Source organism: Bradyrhizobium niftali (assembly GCF_004571025.1).
In the GTDB taxonomy this organism is placed as follows: Bacteria; Pseudomonadota; Alphaproteobacteria; order Rhizobiales; family Xanthobacteraceae; genus Bradyrhizobium; species Bradyrhizobium niftali.
Map to the genome: position 1 here is coordinate 24,640 of NZ_SPQT01000021.1, position 15,382 is coordinate 40,021.

At 64.3% G+C, this 15,382-nt stretch carries 11 protein-coding genes and 1 tRNA gene; 2 read left to right on the plus strand and 10 right to left on the minus strand.

What is annotated here, in order from left to right; genetic code table 11:
* Window positions 1–249: 249 nt before the first annotated feature.
* The gene (locus tag E4K65_RS30140; protein ID WP_135177220.1) at window positions 250–2,862 is read right to left on the minus strand and encodes a tetratricopeptide repeat protein; all 2,613 of its coding nucleotides are present in this window, start codon (window positions 2,860–2,862) and stop codon (window positions 250–252) included.
* A 381-nt stretch (window positions 2,863–3,243) separates the two neighbouring features.
* Window positions 3,244–3,337, minus strand: a tRNA-Ser gene (locus E4K65_RS30145).
* Window positions 3,338–3,681: 344 nt separating this feature from the next.
* Between E4K65_RS30145 and E4K65_RS50060 the strand changes: the two genes are divergently transcribed.
* Window positions 3,682–5,703, plus strand: coding sequence for an O-linked N-acetylglucosamine transferase, SPINDLY family protein (locus E4K65_RS50060; protein ID WP_135177221.1), 2,022 nt, complete (start codon window positions 3,682–3,684; stop codon window positions 5,701–5,703).
* A gap of 63 nt (window positions 5,704–5,766) precedes the next feature.
* Here the strand turns inward: E4K65_RS50060 and E4K65_RS30155 are convergent, their stop codons facing one another.
* Together E4K65_RS30155 and gatB are read right to left on the minus strand one after the other, a co-directional pair.
* Complete coding sequence (locus E4K65_RS30155) at window positions 5,767–6,033, minus strand: hypothetical protein (protein WP_027547175.1); 267 nt, start codon at window positions 6,031–6,033, stop codon at window positions 5,767–5,769.
* Window positions 6,034–7,597: 1,564 nt separating this feature from the next.
* Complete coding sequence (gene gatB / locus E4K65_RS30175; RefSeq protein ID WP_135177223.1) at window positions 7,598–9,082, minus strand: Asp-tRNA(Asn)/Glu-tRNA(Gln) amidotransferase subunit GatB; 1,485 nt, start codon at window positions 9,080–9,082, stop codon at window positions 7,598–7,600.
* 195 nt (window positions 9,083–9,277) lie between these two features.
* On the opposite strand from gatB, the gene E4K65_RS30180 reads away from it, so the two are divergent.
* Entirely contained in the window at window positions 9,278–10,717 is a 1,440-nt protein-coding gene (locus E4K65_RS30180; RefSeq protein WP_167771266.1) for an FkbM family methyltransferase, read from the plus strand.
* Window positions 10,718–10,721: 4 nt separating this feature from the next.
* Here E4K65_RS30180 and E4K65_RS30185 read toward each other — a convergent pair whose 3' ends face one another.
* The 6 genes from E4K65_RS30185 to E4K65_RS30210 form a co-directional block, all read right to left on the minus strand.
* Window positions 10,722–11,027 (minus strand): hypothetical protein, encoded by a 306-nt coding sequence (locus tag E4K65_RS30185; RefSeq protein ID WP_135177225.1) that lies wholly within the window; start codon window positions 11,025–11,027, stop codon window positions 10,722–10,724.
* A complete protein-coding gene (gene gatA / locus E4K65_RS30190) occupies window positions 11,018–12,493 on the minus strand; it encodes an Asp-tRNA(Asn)/Glu-tRNA(Gln) amidotransferase subunit GatA (protein WP_135177226.1) in 1,476 nt (491 codons plus the stop codon). The genes E4K65_RS30185 and gatA overlap by 10 nt, the downstream gene beginning before the upstream one ends.
* A complete protein-coding gene (locus E4K65_RS30195; RefSeq protein WP_135177227.1) occupies window positions 12,490–12,705 on the minus strand; it encodes a hypothetical protein in 216 nt (71 codons plus the stop codon). The genes gatA and E4K65_RS30195 overlap by 4 nt, the downstream gene beginning before the upstream one ends.
* Before the next feature lie 24 nt (window positions 12,706–12,729).
* On the minus strand, window positions 12,730–13,017 hold the full coding sequence (gene gatC, locus E4K65_RS30200; RefSeq protein WP_027547181.1) for an Asp-tRNA(Asn)/Glu-tRNA(Gln) amidotransferase subunit GatC: 288 nt from the start codon (window positions 13,015–13,017) through the stop codon (window positions 12,730–12,732).
* 87 nt (window positions 13,018–13,104) lie between these two features.
* Window positions 13,105–14,181 carry an NAD(P)H-dependent flavin oxidoreductase gene (locus tag E4K65_RS30205; protein ID WP_135177228.1) on the minus strand — a complete coding sequence of 359 codons (1,077 nt, stop codon included), beginning with the start codon at window positions 14,179–14,181 and terminating at the stop codon, window positions 13,105–13,107.
* A 105-nt stretch (window positions 14,182–14,286) separates the two neighbouring features.
* Window positions 14,287–15,312, minus strand: a complete 1,026-nt coding sequence (locus E4K65_RS30210) for an NAD(P)H-dependent flavin oxidoreductase (protein ID WP_135177229.1) — start codon at window positions 15,310–15,312, stop codon at window positions 14,287–14,289.
* Window positions 15,313–15,382 lie beyond the last annotated feature (70 nt).

The window sequence follows — 15,382 nt, forward strand, 5'->3', positions numbered from 1 at the left end:
AGAAATTTCTCCGGTTCCAGCCGCCTTGAAAAATCCCCGGTTTGGGCACCGCTCTCCATGGCGCTGCTGCGCCTCCGTCCCACTCGAATCGAGCGGGCGAATCCCCGCCGAATCTGTGCGGCCGCTCCTTCAGGCAAAACGCGGAATCGCCACATGGAATCACATGGAATACGGCTGGGAGTATCGAGAACCCGGCATCGGCTGCTCGCGGCTGGATCCGGATCAACCGATCGGCCGGTGTTCCAACCATCAGTCGGATCGTACCGAGGGCACCTCGATGTGATCGGGCGGCAATCCGGCGCGATACCGCCGAACCATGGCCTCAAACGCTTGTTCCAGGTTTCGGGCGAGCAGAGACGTATCGAACAGCGGCATCGTATGACGACGCTTTGCCAGAGTTTCCCTGATGCCGCGGAGCTTCTCGCGATCTAGCGCCAGTTCAATCGCGCGTTCCTCATATTCATCGCGAGAATGCGTGATGAGTTCGACCAATCCGAGAGCATGCAGCAGGCTGGCTGCGACCCGGCCTGCATAGGTTTCTCCGGCCAGCGTCAGCACGGGCAGGCCGGCCCAGAGAGCGTCGCCTGCGGTGGTGTGGGCATTGTACGGCAGCGCGTCCAGGAACAGGTCTGCCAGGCCGTGACGCGCCAGGTGATCCGCCGTCGAGGCAACGCGCGTCGCAAAGACCAGGCGCTGGGGATCGATGCCGCTCGCCTCGGCCGCTCTCCGCAAATTGGATTTTGCGACATCCTGGAGATCGGAAAGCCAGACGACGGAGCCGTCGACCTCCTTCAGGATGCGCATCCAGCTCCCAAAGGTCGCAGGATTGAGTTTGTAGGCGTTGTTGAAAGCGCAGAAGACGATGCCTTCGGCAGGCAATCCCTGCGCTCGCCTGTCGAGCCCGGCATGCGAGATCGCGCGTCCCTCGGCATCGTGCGGCATGAAGCAATGCGGCAGCCAGGCGACCTTCTCTGAAAAGTGCTTGCGGTCCTCGGCAGGAATGACCCGCTCGTCGGCGATCACATAATCCAGCAATCCTCCGCCGACGGTGCCGGCAAAGCCGAGATAACCTGCGAGAATTGGAGCTGGCCGCTGCGCGAGAACAGCGAGCCGTGCTCCGAGCGTATGCCCCATCAGGTCCACGAGGATGTCGATTTTGGCCGCCTTGATGCAGCCCATGATTTCATCGTCGCTCCGCCCGAAGAGATCGGTAAACTGGTCGAAGCTCCGCTCCAATCGCGCGCGCAGATCGCTGTCGTCGGTCGGGCCGATCGAGAATCCATGCGTTTCAAATCGGGTGCGATCGTGGGCCTCGAAAAGACCTGCGGCCAGATAGCTGACCGGATGGGTGCGAAAATCCCCCGACAGGTAACCGATGCGGATCTTGTCGGCCTGAACGGGAACAGCGTCGACGGATTTGCGCGCGGCAAGACCAAGCATCCTTTCGATCCAGAAATCGGCGCTTCGTCGCTGGTCCTCGGCCGATGCCGCAATCGAGAGCAGCGCAAACGGCTGACAGCCCCCCTCGCCCGCACGAATGGATGCGATCAAGCGCGTTCTTTCAGCCTCTATCTCAGTCCAGTCGCAGCAATTCAGCTTCGAATAGAGCCTCGCGCCTTCCACCCCGGGCAGGTCGCGATTGAGCGAGAACGCCCTGTCGAAGGCCGCGAACGCGTCGTCGTGGCGACGAAGGTCGGCGAAGATGTTCCCTCGCCCGAACCAGGCCTCTGCCAGGTCGGACCTGATGGACAGCGCCTTGTCGTAGCCGTCGAGCGCCTCCCCGTAGCGCTTGACGTCGGCGAAAGCATTGCCTCGGCCCAGCCAGGCTTCCGCCCGGTCCGGCGCGATGGAGAGCGCCTTGTCGTAGGCGGCGAGCGCATCATCGTGACGCCGCAGATCGAGGAAGACATTGCCCCGGCCGAGCCAGGCTTCGGCCGAATTCGCTTTGCTCGAGAGCACCGCGTCGTAGAGCGCGAGGGCATCGTCGTGGCGCTTGAGGGCCGTGAAGACGTTGCCGCGGCCAACCACGGCTTGGATCGAATCCGGCTTGATCGCGAGGGCTTTGCCGTAGGCCGTGAGCGCTTCGTCATAGCGCTTGAGATCCGCGTTGACGTTGCCCCGGCCAAGCCAGGCGGCCGCCGATTCAGGGGCGATGCCGAGTGCGCGGCCGTAGGACGCGTCGGCATCCGCGTAGCGCCTGAGCTCGTACAGGACATTGCCCCTGCCGATCCAGCCCTCCGCCAGATCGCCCCTGATGGAGAGTGCCCTGTCGTAGGCGGCAAGAGCCTCGTCGCGGCGCCCGCCACGAGCCAGCGCCGTGCCGCGGCCGAGCCAGGCTTCCGCCAGTTCGGGCCTGACGGAGAGCACCCGCTCATAGGCGGCCAACGCCTCGGCGTGGCGCCCGAGTTCGAGCAGCGACTTGCCCTTGTTCGCATGAGCGTCGGCGTAGTTCGGATCGAGGGCAATCGATCTGTCGAAGTCGGATATGGCCGCTTCGTATTGGCCGAGATCGTTGCAGGCTACGCCGCGGTTGTTCCAGCTCTCGCGCACATTTGGATTGAGCCGCAAGGCCCTGGTGAATTGCTCGTGCGCGAGTGCGGGCTTGCCGAGCTGCTTCGCGATCAGCCCGTAATTGTAGAAGGAAACATCCGATCCCTGATTGAGCTTGACCGCGCGCGCGATGAATGGCTCGGCCTCGGCGAACCGGTTCGTGTTCACGAGAACGATGGTCAGCAGGTTGAGCGCAGGCACATGCGACGGCTCGGACTTGATGACCCGCCTGAAGCCCTCTTCGGCCTTCTTGAGATCGCGCGCATTGAGGGCCGAGAGCGCCTCATTGAAGATGGCTGCAATGTTCTTCATCGACGGGAACAGACCTCTCGCACGGCGTCCCACTACGTCCACGGATCGACGTCGCGCTCAGCACCCAAACCATGCCCATATCCGCCCAATCGAGCGAAAGACCGGTGAAGTACCTCACGCCGGCTCGGTTGAACATACGCCGGACGCCATGTTTTCTCAGGCAAGGTGCAGGGGATATGGTCCATTGGGCCGGGAGGACCTCGGCAGAGCCGGATTTGACGGTTCCGGGCCCTCCCTTACGGCGATTCGCCGAGCTGCAAACCAGCCGCCGCGGACCATGCGGGATGGCGAGGCCGGGGATGCTCCGCCCTTCAGCCCATCCGGGCAACCGAGCGCGCGGCCAATCCGCGAAAAATGGAAGACATTTCAATTGGATGCATCTGGCGGAGACGGAGGGATTCGAACCCTCGATAGGCCTTTACAAGCCTATAACGGTTTAGCAAACCGCCGCCTTCAGCCACTCGGCCACGTCTCCAACGCGCCGGGTATGCCCGACACGGCGGCGGGCTGCAAGCGGCAGAATTGGGACGAGCATGTTTCTTTGCACATGAAAGCTCTGGCCGTGATGAAAGAAGGACGGGCGGGACTGGCTGACGTCCCGGGCCGGCGGGCCGTCGTCACGCCCGCATAGGGGCTAGCCATCGCGCCGGTTGGCCGGCATCGATATTGTCATGCGTGAAATCTCGGCCCGAGCGCGATAGTTTCGGCCTCGAAGCGCGAGCGGCGCGGCCGTTGTTCTCTCCGGCGAAGGCGGCTAGAGTTTTTGCACCATTTCGCCAGAGCACAGCCCCGTCATCGGGGTCCAGAAAACCCAATCACATGTCGCAGCACAGCCGCAACAAGGGAGCTTCGGCCCCCTCCTCACTCCATCCGTCGACTGTTCTGGACCAGGCAATTGCGGCGCACCGTGCGGGCAACGTGTCGGAAGCGGAGCGGGCCTACACGGCGATCCTGAAGGGAAGCAGGACGCACCCCGTCGCGCTCCACATGCTTGGGCTGTTGCACGCACAGCGCGGCAATTTCGCGGATGCCGAGCCATTGCTCAAGAAAGCTGTCCGCGTCGATCCCGGCAATCCCGACGTCCTCTTCAACTATGCCAACGTGCTGCGTGCATTGGACAAGACAGACGATGCACTCGACTGGCTTGCGAAAGCGATTGCCCTGGCGCCGAACTTCGCCGGTGCGCATCTCAATCGCGGTGCGATTCTGATGGCACGGAAGGAGCTTCACGATGCCATCGCGGAATTTGATCGCGCCATTGCGATCGCGCAGTCGAGCGCAGCGTTCGCAAACCGAGGTAGTGCGCTTCACCAGCTCGATCGCCTCGACGAAGCGCATGACAGCTACCAAAGGGCCGTCGAGCTCGGACCGTCGAATCCACAGAACCATTTCCTCTTGTCTGAAGTCCTTACCCAGATGGGTCGGCACGACGAAGCGATCGGAGCGCTCGAAAGAACGGTCGCGCTGGACAAGGCGTTCCCGTTCGCATTGAGCAAGCTCGTTGGTTCCAGGCGGCAGCGTGCCGACTGGCGCAGTTTCGAAGTTGAACAGGCCGCTCTGGACGAGGCCGTCGAATCCGGCGTGGCGGTCGACCCTCTCACCTTCTTTCATGCCTCGTCGTCTCCCGCACATCAATTGACCTGTGCGAAGACATTTGTCGCCAAGGTCGCTTCGGAACGAGGTGCCGCGATCCCCAGAGCGCCGTCACCGGTTTCCCGGCTGCGGGTCGCGTATCTGTCAGCCGATTATCGCAATCACGCCACCGCGAATTTGATGGCGGGAGTTTTCGAGGAGCACGACCGCGAGCGCTTCGAGGTCAGCGCCATCTCCTACGGACCGGATGACCGCAGCGAAATGCGCAATCGCCTGCAGGCGGCGTTCGAACGCTTTGAAGATGTCCGCGATCTCGCCGACGAGGACGTGGTCAAGCTGATACGCCAGCTCGACATTGATGTTCTTGTCGACCTGGGAGGCTTCACCACCGGTGCGCGGCCGAAAATCCTTGCGTGCCGTGCGGCTCCCCTCCAGGTCAGCTATCTCGGCTTTCCCGGCACGATGGGCGCCTCATATATCGACTACGTCATTGCCGACAGGATCGTCATCCCTGAAGAAGAGCAGAAGTATTACGCCGAGAAGGTGGTTTATCTCCCCGACAGCTATCAGGCGACCGACGCGAGGCGACCGCTCCTGCCAAATGGTCCGACCCGGAGCGAGGTCGGTCTGCCGGAAGACGCATTCGTCTACTGCGCGTTCAACAGAGCGTCCAAGATCACGCCCGTGCTGTTCGATGTCTGGATGAGGCTGCTGACCAGGACCGCGGGCAGCGTCCTGTGGCTGCTCGATGGGGACCCCACCGCCAGGGAGAATCTGAGGCGTGAAGCCGTTGCGCGCGGCGTCGCTGCCGAGAGGATCGTGTTCGCCCCACCCGTCCCTGCCTACGAACACTTGGCGCGCCACCGGCTCGCCGATCTCTTCCTCGACACGTTGCCCTACAACGCCCATACCACGGCCAGCGACGCCCTCTGGGCCGGCTTGCCGGTCCTGACCTGCCTCGGCACCGCCTTTGCGGGACGCGTTGCAGCCAGTCTCCTGAACGCCGTCGGCCTTCCCGAGCTGGTGACGCGATCGCTGGACGAATATGAGGTTCTGGCGCTTCGCATCGCTCACGATGCTGAACTTCGAACCGCCCTCAAGAGCAAGCTGGCGGCGCATCGGGCCTCTTGGCCTCTCTTCGATACCGTCGGCATGACCCGACACATCGAAAGCGCCTTCAACGAAATGTGGCGCCGGCATTGCGCCGGCGAAGCGCCGGCCTCGTTTGCCGTCCAAATCTCATCGTGAGGGCGCCCTTGGCGCTCATCGCGCCAATCGGCCAGTTCGGCTCCCTACGGCGGAGCAAACCGGTCAGTGGGTGGAAACCCACGCCCTCGCCTCGCGCTGCGCGGCCGAAATCTCGGCGTCCGACATCTGCCCGGCGACTTCCTGGCGCAGCGCCACGGCGTCCTTGCGGCCCTTCAGGGCGGCGAGGTTGAACCATTTGTGCGCGGCGACGAGATCGACGAGGCCGGCGCGGCCGCTCGCCCAATAGATCCCGCGCTCGAACAGCACGTCCGACAGCGCGCTCGCGTCGATCGGCGTCGCGGTCTCCAGATCGAAAGTACCCTGAAACATAACGCATCCCCTGTTTTCTTATGCCGCCTCGTTCCCCCGAGCGCGGCTCCCGTCCAACTCTGATTTGCGTGATCCCTTCTGGGATCATGCGCCGTTCAACTCTCCCCATGCCGTTTGCCGGCTTGTTGGAGGCGATGATGGCGGGCAAATTTGAATGGCAGTTTAAGTATCGCGATGAAGCAGACGTAAACGCGGGCCGCCGGCGCCCGCATGGAGAATGCAAAAAGCCTACGTTTTGCAGGCACTTCTGCAATTCGTCAGATTCGATTTACCTTGGGATTTTCGGACAACGATAACCATCGCGCGCGGTGGCGGGGCGCTGCGGCGCACATTCCGCCACTCCTTGTCGTCACCCGCGACCCGGCCACGCCGGGGCTTGCGGTCCTGGGACGCTGAAGCTTCAGCCAACGGCAGGCGGGAGACCCGGTACTCCGCAGACGCCAGTCATCTATCAAGAGCCGCGGCGTCCTGGATCGCCGGTCGGAACCGGGCGATGGGTCCGCAAATCGGGAAACGGCGCACGGACGCCGCGCAACGACAAGACCGCGGCCATCGCCTGCCCCAAGGCAATGCACAGCGGCAGCGCGGCCACGTCGCGGTCAGATCGGCAATGTCGGGAAAAGGAATGCCGGCAATACCCCGGCCTCAGGAGAACGAGGGCGTCGGCGAACACGTCAGGACCAGATTCCACTTTGACCGCGAGGCCACTCGTGAAATTGCAGAACCGAAAGAATCAGCCCGCACCGAACGAAGAAAACTCGTTTCTTCTGCCGGACCGTGAAGAGAACGATCCGACCGTTGACCTGATGTCTCGCCGACACCCTCTATCGTCGACCAGAACCTTATAGGAGGCGCTGATGACGTGCCGGCTGTCTAGCAGCCGGCAACTTCAGAAGTCGAAGTTACTTCTTCTTCTTCGCGACCTTGCGGGTCTTCTTCGCAGTCTTCTTCACTGCGCTCTTCGCCTTCTTCGCCTTCTTCGCTTTCTTGGCCATGTTGCCCTCCGATGTGTGAGATGGCTTTAATCGCTGCGTGCACTCGGGGATCGAGATGCACACTCATCCCGAATACACCAACACGACGAAAAAAACAGCTTCTCGCTTAAAGAAGTGTTGACGCAGCAAGGCGCGTGCGCTTGGCCAGCGCGACGCAAGCACACTGCATGACGCGTTCGTGCGATCGCGTAGAGTGGGCGCATCATCGGTGTTTGCGAGAGTAATGATTGCAAGAAAACACTATGCAGAAAGTATTTTCCTGCACTCACGCATTGCGCATGACCGGCGCGACGACGCGTGTCGCAACGCGCGGGATCGCCTCGCGAAGGCGTTTCGCGGACTCTGAGTCGGAGATTTTGGCAACGAAAATATTTTCATGCTTAACGGCGCGAGCGCTCGTCGGAGCGTGTGCAAGCCGCCGTTTTGCGCGAATCGCGTGACGGCGATTCGGTCGCCGCGGAGCTATCGATCGGGATGAAGTTTGCCGCCGAGGACGCGCGCGAGCGTCGCATCGCGAACCGAAGGCGAGGTGACGAAGCGTGTCCGTCACCTCGTCCGAACGCGTGAGGCTAGACGCCGAGCTTGGACTTGAGCAGCTCGTTGACGCTTTGCGGGTTGGCCTTGCCGCCGGATGCCTTCATCACCTGGCCGACGAACCAGCCGAGCGACTGCGGCTTGTCCTTGACCTGCGCGGCCTTGTCGGGATTGGCCGCGATGATGTCGTCGACCACCTTCTCGATCGCCGAGAGGTCGGTGACCTGCTTCATGCCGCGGCTTTCCACCAGCGCGCGGGGATCGCCGCCTTCCTGCCAGACGATCTCGAACAGATCCTTGGCGATCTTGCCGGAGATCGTGCCCTCGCCGATCAGGTCGATGATCCCTGAGAGCTGCTCGGCGCTGACGGGAGCGCCCGTAATATCCCGGCCTTCCTTGTTGAGACGGCCGAACAGCTCGTTGATCACCCAGTTCGCCGCCATCTTGCCGTCGCGGGCGCGGTTGCCGAGCTTGTCGAGCACGGTCTCGTAGAACACCGCGCTCTCGCGCTCGGCGACCAGCACGCTCGCGTCGTAGGCCGACAGGCCGAAATCGGCGACGAAGCGCGTCTTCTTCTGGTCCGGCAGCTCAGGCAGCTTCGCCTTCAGCTCGTCGACGAGGTCTTGCGAGAACTCCAGCGGCAGCAGATCGGGATCGGGGAAGTAGCGGTAGTCATGCGCCTCTTCCTTCGACCGCATCGAGCGCGTCTCGCCCTTGTTGGGGTCGTAGAGCCGCGTTTCCTGGTCGATCTGCCCGCCGTCCTCGAGGATCTCGATCTGGCGCCGCGCCTCGTACTCGATCGCCTGGCCGATGAAGGTGATCGAGTTCATGTTCTTGATCTCGCAGCGGGTGCCGAGCGGCGCGCCGGGCTTGCGCACGGAGACGTTGACGTCGGCGCGCAAGGATCCCTTCTCCATGTCGCCGTCGCAGGTGCCGAGATAGCGCAGGATCGAGCGCAGCTTGGTCACATAGGCCTTGGCCTGCTCGGCATCGCGGATATCGGGCTTGGAGACGATCTCCATCAGCGCCACGCCGCAGCGGTTGAGATCGACAAAGGACATGGTCGGCGACTGGTCATGCAGCAGCTTGCCTGCATCCTGTTCCAGATGCAGCCGCTCGATACCGATGGTGGCCGTCTTGCCGCCATCCAGCTCGACGACGACCTCGCCCTCGCCGACGATCGGCGACTTGTACTGGCTGATCTGATAGCCCTGCGGCGAGTCCGGATAGAAATAGTTCTTGCGGTCGAACACCGAGCGCAGATTGATCTTTGCGTTGAGACCGAGCCCGGTCCGGACAGCCTGCCTGACGCATTCCTCGTTGATCACGGGCAGCATGCCCGGCATCGCGGCGTCCACCAGCGACACGTGGCTGTTCGGCTCGCCGCCGAACGTGGTGGAGGCACCCGAGAACAGCTTCGAGTTCGACGTCACCTGGGCATGGATCTCCATGCCGATGACCATCTCCCAGTCGCCGGTTGAGCCTTTGAGCAGTTTGTGAGGTGTCGCGTCAGCGTTCATGGCGAAGATATCGTTCTGTGCTGGAGGATGCGGGTCGGCCCCCGGCCGGGCGGGAGCTACCACGCCCAACTAATTAAGCCGGCGCGGAAAGCGATGCAACCTGGGCCCCCGCTCCCCGATCGGCCGAATTGGGCGTGAAACTGCATGCAATCCGTGCCATGACAACCGTAAATGGATCGAGGCGGGAGGGACATGATGGGCGAGCTATCGCTCCGGATGACTGACGGGACGCATATCGTTGTGCCGGCCACGCTCGGCGCCATCACCACTTATGTCATCCTCGAGCAGGAATCGTGGTTCGAGAAGGAGACGGCGTTTCTCGCAAGCTGGCTAAAGCCGGGCATGACCGTGCTCGACATCGGGGCCAATCTCGGCGTCTACAGCCTGCCGATGGCGCGGCTGCTCGCGCCTCATGGCCAGGTGTTCGCCTATGAACCAGCCAGCGAGCCGCGCCGCCTGCTCGCGCTCAGCAAGGCCAAGAACGAGGCCACCAACCTGCATGTCGTCGCCGCCGCGCTGTCCGACGGTGAGCGCGAGGGTCAGCTGGTGCTGGGCAGCTCCAGCGAGCTCAACTCGCTGCAAGGCAGCGGTCCCAGCGAAAACGTTCAGATCACGTCGCTCGACGCCGAACAGAAGTCAAGGAAATGGGGCGCCATCGACTTCGTCAAGATCGACGCGGAAGGAGAGGAAGAGCGCATTCTAGCCGGCGCGCAGGCATTTTTCTCCGAGCACTCTCCCCTGGTGATGTTCGAGATCAAAGCCGGCGAGAAGCACAATGACGGCCTGCCGGCAGCGTTCGCCAGTCTGGGCTTCGGCATCTACCGGCTCCTCGGCGGCGCCCCCGTCCTGGTACCGGTCAAGATCGGCGAACCGCTCGATCCCTACGAGCTCAACCTGTTCGCAGCCAAACCCGAGCGCGCCGCAGCACTCGCAGGCGAGGGTTTCCTGATCGAGACCATTCCGGTGTGGGAGCCCGACGACACCGCACGCGACTGGGCGCTTGCGCAGTTCAAGGCGCAATCCTTTGCACCGATTTTCAATGCGCTGCCCGGCGGCGCCGCGGCTCAGGACCCGATTTATCGCGACGCTCTTGCCGGCTATGCGATCTGGCGCTCCCAGGAGCACACATGGCCCCAGCGTTACGCGGCGCTGAAGTTCGCTTGCGATACGCTCGGCGCGCTCTGTCAGCAGCAAGCTTCGCTGTCGCGCCTTTCGACGCTCGCCCGCATCGCCTCGGACATCGGCAACCGCACGATGGCCGTCAACGCACTGCGGTTCACGGCGGAGGTACTCAAAGGCGGCAAAGGCCGCATCCTGGAACCATTCTGGCCGGCAAGTCCGCGGTTCGACCATCTTGCGCCCGGGGACAACGTCGTCGGCTGGTTCGTGGCTGCAGCGCTCGAGCGGTTCGAACAGCTCGCGTCGTTCTCCTCATGCTTTGCACCGCCTTCCGTCGATCTCGACTGGCTGGCAAAGCAGCCGCTGGTTGCCACCGAGATCGAACGCCGCCGTGTTCTCCAGCGGGCACGCGCAGGTCAAAAGGTCGCGGTCCCATCGCGTCTGCGCAGGGCGGCGCCGGACCACCTCAACGCCGCGGCCTGGCGCGCCGGCGTAGTGCCCAACACGAGCCTGTGAAGGCTCAGGCGCGCCCCGTTGCGAGCAGCGCCGTTGCGATCCGCTCCCACTCCGCTTCCAGCGAATCCTTTGCAGCTGGCTGGCCGGCCTGGCGGTACCAGTAGCCGGCGTTACCGAGATCGCCTTCGACGCGGTGCAGATAGGCGTGCACCCAGGCGGCCTCGTGGCTGCTCTCGTCCTGGACGATCTTGTGCGCGCGGTCCCAGTCGCCCTTCGCCCCCCACCAGAGACCGGCGAGCGGCGCGTTCAGGTCCGGCGCCGGCGCTGCGCCGTCGAGGCTCGCGATGAACGCGGCGACATTCACCACCACCTCGCGGGCGTGAAGCGGCCGGCGGCCTGCTCGATCACCTCGCCGAGCGAGAACAGCGTCTCCTCGTCGAAGGGACGGCCGATCAATTGCAGGCCGAGCGGCAGGCCCTGCGCGTCCTTGCCGGCGGGCACGGCGATGCCGGGCAGGCCCGCCATGTTCACGGTCACCGTGAAGATGTCGTTGAGATACATCTCGACCGGGTCGGCGCCGCCCTTCTCGCCGATGCCGAAGGCCGCCGACGGCGTCGCCGGCGTCAGGATCGCGTTGACGCCCTTGGCGAAGCAATCCTCGAAATCCTTCTTGATCAGCGTGCGGACCTTCTGGGCGCGGAGATAATAGGCATCGTAATAGCCGGCCGAGAGCACGTAGGTGCCGATCATGACGCGGCGGCGCACTTCGGCGCCAAAACCTTCGGCGCGGGTGTTCTCGTACAGCTCGATAATGTTTTTGCCCTGCTCGCGCAGGCCGTAGCGCACGCCGTCATAGCGCGCGAGGTTCGAGGACGCCTCCGCCGGCGCCACGATGTAATAGGCCGGCAGCGCGTATTTGGTGTGCGGCAGCGACACCTCGACGAGCTCGGCGCCCGCCGCCTTCAGCCAGGCCGCGCCCTCGCTCCACAGCTTCTCGATCTCGGCCGGCATGCCGTCGAGACGATATTCCTTGGGGATGCCGATCTTGATGCCCTTCACGGACTTGCCGATCGCGGCCTCATAGTCCGGCACGGCAATGTCAACCGACGTCGTGTCCTTCGGATCGTGCCCGGCCATCGAGCGCAGCAGCATCGCGCTATCGCGCACGCTGCGTGCGATCGGACCTGCCTGGTCGAGCGAGGAGGCGAAGGCGACGATGCCCCAGCGCGAGCAGCGACCGTAGGTCGGCTTGATGCCGACGGTCGCGGTGAACGCCGCCGGCTGGCGGATCGAACCGCCGGTGTCGGTCGCGGTCGCGCCCATGCACAGCAGCGCCGCCACGGCCGAGGCCGAACCACCGGACGAGCCGCCCGGCACCAGCGTCGTGTTGCTGCCGTCACGCCGCCACGGATTGCCGACGGGACCGAAGCACGAGGTCTCGTTGGCCGAGCCCATCGCGAACTCGTCATTGTTGAGCTTGCCGAGCATCACCGCGCCGTCGCGCCAGAGCTGCGAGGTGATGGTGGACTCGTAGGTCGGCACGAAATTGCCGAGGATCTTCGAGCACGCCGTGGTGCGCACGCCCTTGGTCGCGAACAGGTCCTTGATGCCCAGCGGGATGCCGGCGAGCGGGCCGCCCTCACCCCTGGCGATCTTCTCGTCCACGGCCTTCGCCATGTCACGCGCGCGATCGGGCGTCTCCATCACGAAGGCATTGAGCACGCGCGCAGCTTCGATCGCGGACAGATGCGCGTCGGTCAGCTCGAGTGACGTGAAAGTCTTGGCCGCGAGACCCTTGCGGGCCTCGGCGAGCGTCAGCGATGTCAAATCGGTCATTTATTGATCGGGCTGCAGAAGAACGGAGACAGGGTTTTGTCGTTGGCCGGGTCGTCTTTTTTCTTGGCGGCGGCGTTCGCGGCGGCCTCGATCTCGTCGAGCACGGCATTGACGGCGACATTGGGATCGGCAGCCTTGCCCTGCCGCTCCATCTTGTCGAGATAGTTCATGTAGGCCTGGTAGGCCTTCTCATCGTCGCAAAGCAGGCACATCGGACAACGTCCTGAATTAGAGACTTACTCGACGACCTTCGGCACCAGGAAGAAGTGCCCCTCGGTCGCGGGCGCGTTGGCAACGATATCGTCGGCGACCTCGCCGTCGTTGACCACGTCCTGCCGCTTCTTCATCTGCATCGGGGTGACCGAGGTCATCGGCTCCACGCCCTCGACATTGACCTCCGAGAGCTGCTCGACAAAGGCGAGCATGGCGTTGAGCTCGCCCTGCAGATGCGGAACCTCGTCCTCGGAAACCGCGATGCGCGCCAGATGCGCGATGCGGCGGACGGTAGTGGCGTCGACGGACATTATATAAGGCCTCTCACGGCAAAACCTAACCGCCGTATAGCAGAGGCCGCTTTTGCGCCGCAACCGGCGCTCCCGCCTATCTCCCGCCTATCCAGCGAGCGCCTTAAGGCGAGCCAAGGCCGATTTGGCCAGATCCCGGGTCAATTCGGCCGCGGGGACCTCGCGGCCCAGGGCGACGGCCTGGCCGGCCCAGAGATTGGTGAAATCCACCCGGCCCTGCTTTTCGGCAGCCGCCTTGAGCGGCCCCAGTGCGGTCGCGGCATGGGGAAAGGGAGGCGCATCAGGCGAGATCGGGCCCGCCTCGAGCATCAGGCGGTTCTGCACGCCCCGCGCCGGACGGCCGGTCATGACATTGGTGATGACGGTGGAATCGTCCCGCGCTTCAGCGAGCGCCTTGCGGCCGCCCGCGCTGACCTTGGATTCCGGGCAGCGCAGATACGCGCTGCCGATCTGCACGCCGGAGGCACCGAGCGCAAAGGCCGCGGCAATGCCGCGCCCGTCGGCGATGCCGCCGGCCGCGATCACCGGCACCTTCACGGCGTCGGCGACCTGCGGCACCAATGCGAAGGTGCCGGGCTGCTCGGCAATCTTGTCGGTCAGGAACATGGCGCGATGGCCGCCAGCCTCGGCGCCTTGCGCGATCACGGCGTCGGCGCCGTGCTGCTCGAGCCAGACGGCTTCCTTCACCGTCGTGGCGGAGGAGATGACGAGGCAGCCGGCTGCCTTGACGCGCTTGAGCAGCGCTTGCTCCGGCAGGCCGAAATGAAAGCTGACGACTTCCGGCTTCAGCTCCTCGACGACCTCGCAGAAGGCTGCGTCGAATGGCGCACGGTTGGCCGCGGCGATCGGTGCCGCCGGATCGAGGCCATGCTCAGTGTAATAGCCGGCGAGCCGCTGCCTCCACCGCGCTTCGGCATCCGTCGTGAGATCGACCGGCGTGTGGCAGAAGAAGTTCATGTTGACCGGCGCCTTCACGCGCTGGCGGATGAGACTAACCTGCTCGCGCGCCTTCTCCGCCGAGATCATCGCGCAGGGCAGCGACCCCAGCGCCCCGCCCTGCGCAGCCGCGATCACCAGCTCCGCATCCATCACGCCGGCCATCGGCGCCAGCACGATCGGGAATTCGGTCTTGAAGAGATCGATCAGTCGACGGTCAGGCCACATGGTTCTCACCTCATGTTCGCTCTTCCCTCTCCCCTTGTGGGAGAGGGTGGATCGCCGCACAGCGGCGAGACGGGTGAGGGGTTTGCATCCGCGGAGACAGACCCCTCATCCGGCACGGATTGCATCCGCGCCACCTTCTCCCACAAGGGGAGAAGGAAAAGAAGAAACCGAGTTGCGCCGGCCGGCAAGAAGCTGCTCGGCTTCGGTCGCGATCCGCTCGACGATCTCGGCCGCGGGTGGGATATCATGGATCAGGCCGACGGCCTCGCCCGCGATCACCGCGGCGATGTCGAAATTGCCGGCCGCCTTCGCCGCGGCATACTCGGCCGCGACCGTGGCGACATTCTGCATCAGCTCGACCTCGCGGCCGATCCAGCGACTGGCGTGGTCGTTGACCAGGCACCGGCCGGTAAACGGCGCCGGCCAGACGTTGTTGCGTGACAGGTCGAAGATGATGCCGCGCACCGTCGAGCCGCTGCTTGCGGCGCAGATGCGCCGCTTGGCCTCCTCGGCGCCGTCGGCCTCCTGGCTCGCATAGAAGCGCGTGCCGAGCAGCACGCCGCTCGCGCCCAGCATCATCATGGCGGCGAGACCGCGCCCGTCGGCGATACCGCCGGCCGCCACCACAGGCACACGGCCCGCCGCGAGATCGACGATGGCAGGCACGAGATCGATGCTGGTGCGTGACGCGCCGTGACCGCCCGCCTCCGTGCCCTGCGCGACCAGGATATCGGCGCCGGCGTCGAGCGCCTGCCGCGCCATCGCCTCGTCCTGCACTTGGCAGATCAGGTGCGCTCCCGCGGATCTGATCTTGGGTGCGAACGGCGCGGGATCGCCGAAGGACAGCATGATCGCCGATGGTCTGGCGGCGAGCGCAATGTCGAGCAGCTCGGGCCGCTTGGCGAGGCTCCAGGTGATGAAGCCGACACCGAACGGCGCGCGCAGGCCGGCGAGCTTTACGGTCTCCCGCTCCAGCCACGTCCTCTCGCCGTAGCCGCCGCCGAGAATGCCGAAGCCACCGGCGCGGCTGACGGCCGCCACCAGACGGCTGCCGGCGACGACATCCATCGGCGCCAGCAGCACGGGATGGTTGATTTCCAGCAAGCTCGTCAGCGGCGTCGCAATGGGCATGGCTCTCCCCGATCTGGACAGTGAGACTAAGCGCGACTAGCATTCTCGAAAAATGAATTGTTGCGAACGC

Bases quoted from the DNA above. Each gene is read 5' to 3' on its own strand.
- E4K65_RS30140 (WP_135177220.1), bottom strand. From the start codon at position 2,862: ATGAAGAACATTGCAGCCATCTTCAATGAGGCGCTCTCGGCCCTCAAT.
- E4K65_RS50060 (WP_135177221.1), top strand. From the start codon at position 3,682: ATGTCGCAGCACAGCCGCAACAAGGGAGCTTCGGCCCCCTCCTCACTC.
- E4K65_RS30155 (WP_027547175.1), bottom strand. From the start codon at position 6,033: ATGTTTCAGGGTACTTTCGATCTGGAGACCGCGACGCCGATCGACGCG.
- gatB (WP_135177223.1), bottom strand. From the start codon at position 9,082: ATGAACGCTGACGCGACACCTCACAAACTGCTCAAAGGCTCAACCGGC.
- E4K65_RS30180 (WP_167771266.1), top strand. From the start codon at position 9,278: ATGGGCGAGCTATCGCTCCGGATGACTGACGGGACGCATATCGTTGTG.
- gatA (WP_135177226.1), bottom strand. From the start codon at position 12,493: ATGACCGATTTGACATCGCTGACGCTCGCCGAGGCCCGCAAGGGTCTC.
- E4K65_RS30195 (WP_135177227.1), bottom strand. From the start codon at position 12,705: ATGTGCCTGCTTTGCGACGATGAGAAGGCCTACCAGGCCTACATGAAC.
- gatC (WP_027547181.1), bottom strand. From the start codon at position 13,017: ATGTCCGTCGACGCCACTACCGTCCGCCGCATCGCGCATCTGGCGCGC.
- E4K65_RS30205 (WP_135177228.1), bottom strand. From the start codon at position 14,181: ATGTGGCCTGACCGTCGACTGATCGATCTCTTCAAGACCGAATTCCCG.
- E4K65_RS30210 (WP_135177229.1), bottom strand. From the start codon at position 15,312: ATGCCCATTGCGACGCCGCTGACGAGCTTGCTGGAAATCAACCATCCC.